Annotated in this window: 6 protein-coding genes; 4 read left to right on the forward strand and 2 right to left on the reverse strand. The window is 65.3% G+C overall.

Translation table 11 applies throughout. The features are described from left to right. Positions 1-488, reverse strand: a 488-nt coding sequence (locus AQY21_RS07505; RefSeq protein ID WP_152988153.1) for an AMP-binding protein, incomplete at its 3' end; no start/stop codon positions are given. Positions 489-600: 112 nt separating this feature from the next. Here AQY21_RS07505 and AQY21_RS07510 point away from each other — a divergent pair. The 4 genes from AQY21_RS07510 to AQY21_RS28570 all read left to right on the forward strand — a co-directional run bounded on the left by AQY21_RS07510 (position 601) and on the right by AQY21_RS28570 (position 4237). Beyond that, the gene (locus AQY21_RS07510; protein WP_058097099.1) at positions 601-2481 is read left to right on the forward strand and encodes a PAS-domain containing protein; all 1881 of its coding nucleotides are present in this window, start codon (positions 601-603) and stop codon (positions 2479-2481) included. Continuing rightward, a complete protein-coding gene (locus tag AQY21_RS07515; protein ID WP_058097100.1) occupies positions 2474-3175 on the forward strand; it encodes a response regulator transcription factor in 702 nt (233 codons plus the stop codon). Before AQY21_RS07510 ends, AQY21_RS07515 begins: the two co-directional genes overlap by 8 nt. A 27-nt stretch (positions 3176-3202) precedes the next feature. Continuing rightward, positions 3203-3637 (forward strand): type II 3-dehydroquinate dehydratase, encoded by a 435-nt coding sequence (aroQ, locus tag AQY21_RS07520; protein ID WP_058097101.1) that lies wholly within the window; start codon positions 3203-3205, stop codon positions 3635-3637. 162 nt (positions 3638-3799) lie between these two features. Next, positions 3800-4237: a hypothetical protein gene (locus AQY21_RS28570; RefSeq protein WP_152988154.1), complete on the forward strand. Its 438-nt coding sequence runs from the start codon at positions 3800-3802 to the stop codon at positions 4235-4237. Here the strand turns inward: AQY21_RS28570 and AQY21_RS07525 are convergent. Next, a partial coding sequence (locus AQY21_RS07525) for an integrase core domain-containing protein (protein WP_152988155.1) occupies positions 4178-4497 on the reverse strand: 320 nt, incomplete at its 5' end. The two genes, AQY21_RS28570 and AQY21_RS07525, sit on opposite strands and share 60 nt — an antisense overlap.

Consider the following 4497-nt stretch of genomic DNA (forward strand, 5'->3'; position numbering starts at 1 on the left):
ACATCGGCCAGCGCGTTCATGTGGGAATGGTCGTATTTCCGCATGCCGCGCTTGTCGGTATAGACGATATGCTCGACCGAGGGCGCGCGAGCGCCGACCTCCAGCACCTTGTCCACCTGTTCCTGGTCGCCGCAGACGACGAAGCGCGCGCCGCAATGGTCCAGCACATAGGCCATCTCGTCGGCCACCGCGTCCTGATACAGCGGCACCGGCACCGCGCCGCACATCTGCGCAGCCACCATGGCCCAGTAATGCGCCGGGCGGTTGCGGCCGATGATGGCGACGTGATCGCCCCGGTTCAGCCCCAGCACCAGCAAACCCAGCGCCAGATCGCGGATCTCGGTCGCGGCCTCGGCCCAGGTCCAGCTTTGCCAGATCCCGAATTCCTTTTCCCGATAGGCCGGCCGGTCGCCGAAGCGTTCGGCATTGCGCGCCAGCAACGCTGGAATCGACTGCAAACCGGCCTGGGCCGCCTCAGCGTTCTGCATGTATCCTCCCCTTGCCGTCAGGGCTCCTCTTCCCTCTGGCAATCGCAGCTTACAGCGGCAATTCTTGCGTCAGTTTTTCCTGAATCCTACGAATTGTTACAGGGGTTGCGCAATGCGAGGGACGGACGTGGTTTCCAGCGACCGGCACGCCGAGCTGACCCGCTCGGGGCTGAACCTGATCCAGCAGGCGATCTCGATCTTCGACGCGGACCTGCGGCTGGCGGTTTCGAATCGCCCCTATCAGGCCATGTTCGGCCTGCCGGACGAGCTGACCCGCACCGGCGCCACCTTCGAGGATACGATCCGCTACCTGGTCCATCGCGGCGAATACGGGCCGCAGGACGACCCCGAGACCGCGATCCGCGAGCGCGTCGACCAGGCCCGCACCTTCCAGCCGCATTACATGGAAAGAAAGCGCGCCGACGGCCGCTGGATCTCGGTCGAGGGGGCGCCGCTCAGCCAGGGCGGCTGGATCGCCGTCTATACCGACATCACCCATATCAAGCGGCAGGAGGCGCTGCTGCGCGCCCGGTCCGAGGAACTCTCCGAACTGGTGCTGGAAAATGCCGAGCGGCTGTCGGCCGCGAACCGGGCGCTGGCCGCGACCAATGCCGCGCTGGAGGAGGCCAAGCGCATCCTGACCGAATCCGAGGCGCGCACCCGCCATGTCACCGCCATGGTCCCGGCGCATATCGCGCATATGGACCGCGACTATCGCTATACCTTCTCGAACAACCAGATCTCGATGGTGTTTCCCGGGGCGAATCGCTCGATCATCGGGTGCGAATGCGAAACGGTGCTGGGCACCGAGACCTTCGCCCGCATCCGCCCGCATCTGGACCGCGCCATTGCCGGCCAGCCGCAGGTGTTCGAGATCACGCACCCGCCCTCGGGGCGGCGCATCCGCATCGCGCTGACCCCGGACCAGAACGGCCGCGGCGTCTATATCCTGTCCACCGACGTCACCGCCGAGGTGCAGGCCCGCGAGGCGCTGACCCATGCCGCCAAGCGCGCGGTGGCGGCGCAGATGACCTCGGGGCTGGCGCATGATTTCGGCAACCTGCTGACCATCATCCTGGGCCTTCAGGGCCGGCTGGCCCGCGCCGAGCTGCCGCCGGAACAGGCCGAGGACGTGCAGGCGACGCTGGCCGCCGCGCGGCGCGGGGTCCGGCTGCTCGACGGCATCGCCGCGCTGACCGGCAAGCGCGAGCACCAGCCGCAGCCGGTCGAGCTGCGCGCCATGCTGGACGACCTGGCGGCGATGACCCGGCCGACGCTGGGCGCGGGCGTCACGCTCGACACGCGCATCGGCGATCTGCCGACGCGGGTGATGCTGGATCCCGGCGCGTTGCAAGACGCGCTGCTCAACCTGATCCTGAACGCCCGCGACGCCATGCGGGGCCAGGGCAGGATCAGCGTCGAGGCCCGTCCCGCCGGCCGCTGGCTGGAGATCGCGGTGACCGATTCCGGCCCCGGCTTTTCCGACGAAGCGCTGGCGCGGGCGACCGAGCCCTTCTTCACCACCAAAGGCAGCCAGGGCACCGGCCTCGGCCTGTCGATGGTCTATGATCAGATCAAGCTGTCGGGCGGAACCCTGCGGCTGGGCAATGCCGAAACCGGCGGCGCGCGGGTCACCATCCGCCTGCCGCTGCGCGCCGCCCGCCCGCATCTGGTGCTGCTGGTCGAGGATGACGACGCGATCCGCGCCCATATCCGCGAGATGCTGACCACCCAGGGCCATTCGGTGATCGAGGCCGGCTCGCTCTCCGAGGCGCGCGGGTTGACCGACCTGGCCGGCCTGACGCTGATCCTGTCCGACCTGCAACTGGGCGACGGCTCGGGCGCCGATCTGCTGGGCCGTGGCCTGCCGCTGGTGCTGATGACGGCGCTGCCGCCGGGCGATCCGCGCAGATCGGGGCTTGACTGCCCGGTCCTGACCAAGCCCTTTGGCGACACCGAACTGGCCGTGGCCATGGCAGAGACCGATGACTGACGCCCCCTTGATCGCCATTCTCGACGACGAGCCCGAAATCCGCCGCCTGCTGTCCGCGGCGCTGGAGGAGGCGGGCTTCCGCACCGTCAGCTTCGCCCGCGCCACGGAATTCGAGGCGGCGCTGCGCCGCATCCAGCCCGACGCCTGCCTGATCGACCTGGGCCTGCCCGACCGCGACGGGCTGGCGCTGGTGCACCGGCTGGCCAGCGAATCCGGCGCGGCGATCATCATCATCTCGGGTCGGGCGCAGGTTCAGGACCGGGTGACGGGCCTTGAGCTGGGCGCCGACGACTACATCATCAAGCCCTTCGAGCCGGCCGAGGTGGTGGCCCGCATCCGCGCCCGGCTGCGCAAGCCGCAGCGCGAGACCGGCCCCGGCCGTCAGCAGGTCCGCTTTGCCGGCTGGTCGGCCGATTTCGACCGCTATACCCTGACCTCGCCCGAAGGGACCGAGACCCCGATCAGCCATGCCGAGGCCGAGGTCTTGCGGCTGTTTCTCGACAATCCGCGCCGGCTGATCTCGCGCGCGCAGATGCTGGAGACGCTGGGCGGCACGGCGGGCGAAAGCTTCGACCGGGCGATGGACGTGCGCATCTCGCGCCTGCGCACCAAGCTGGGCGAGGATCCCAAGAACCCGCGGCTGATCAAGACGATCTACGGCGCGGGCTATATCTTTCTGGCCGAACTGGGCTAGATTGCCCCCATCGTCGCGGAGAACGCCATGCCCACCGTCTATGTCCTGAACGGCCCGAACCTGAACCTGCTGGGCCAGCGCCAGCCCGAGATCTATGGCAGCACCACGCTGGCCGACGTGGAGCGCGACTGCAAGGCGCTTGGGTCCGAGCTGGGGCTGGACATCGCCTTCCACCAGTCGAACCACGAGGGCGCGATCATCGACCTGATCCACGAGGCGCGGCGATCGGCCCAGGCCATCGTCATCAACCCGGCGGCCTTCACCCATACCTCGGTGGCGATCCTGGATGCGCTGAACACCTTCGACGGGCCGGTGATCGAGGTGCATATCTCGAACGTCCACAAGCGCGAGAGCTTCCGGCACCATTCCTATGTCAGCCTGCGCGCCGAGGGCGTGATCGCCGGCTTCGGCATCCACGGCTACCTGCTGGCGCTGCGCCATGTGGCGAAGCTGGTGGGATAGGGGGGTGGGGCGGTGGGTTTGAGCCTGAAGCGGACGGCCGAACCGTAACCGCACTACCTAGACGCACGTTCAATCTCCTGGAATTCAAAGCGTTGCTTGCGACCCACGAGGAAACGCAGCAATCTGTATTGTGAACCCATTCAGAACATTTGAGGCGCGAATATGTATCACCCGCTGACCCGGAAGCACTTGTACAGCGCAGCGAGGGTTTCTGTGTATTTTGACGAATACGGTAACGAGAAGTCTGCTTCCGGTACGGCATTTTTCCTGAGGACAAGCGCCGGAAAGTTGTATCTTGTATCAAACAGGCATGTCTTCGATGCAAGCTACAGTGACCCCCGCAAGAAAAATTGGGCTTTGAGAAAGGTAGTCGCCGCGGGATATTGTGACGGAAATCTGCTGCCGTTTGATTTTTCTTTTAGCACACCACAGATTCTGTTTCCAAAAAACGAGAAGGAAGATGTTGCCGCGATTGATCTGAGCAACGTCAGAATTGACGGATCGTTGCCAGGCGGCGTGGTGCCGATTGAGGAAAGCTACTTAGGTGTTCAGTCCCGGCATTTGATGGATTGGATCGATGATGAATCGATTGGGCTCTGAAGTCCATCGTTTGCAGATAAACTCGCAAGGTGTGAGGCCTTTGAGTGTCTTCAGTCTTCGGCCGAAGTTGTAGGCGTCGATAAAGTCCTGAAGATGCCGTCGCAACTGGTCGTGATTGTCGTAGTGGAAGCGCTTGACGGTGGCGTCCTTGATGGTGCGGTTCATCCGTTCCACCTGTCCGTTGGTCCACGGATGGTTGATCTTGGTGAGCCTGTGCTCGATGCCGTTCTCGTCACAGACCCGATCGAAGATATGGTGGA

It is taken from the genome of Paracoccus sp. MKU1, from assembly GCF_001447385.1.
Classification (GTDB): Bacteria; Pseudomonadota; Alphaproteobacteria; order Rhodobacterales; family Rhodobacteraceae; genus Paracoccus.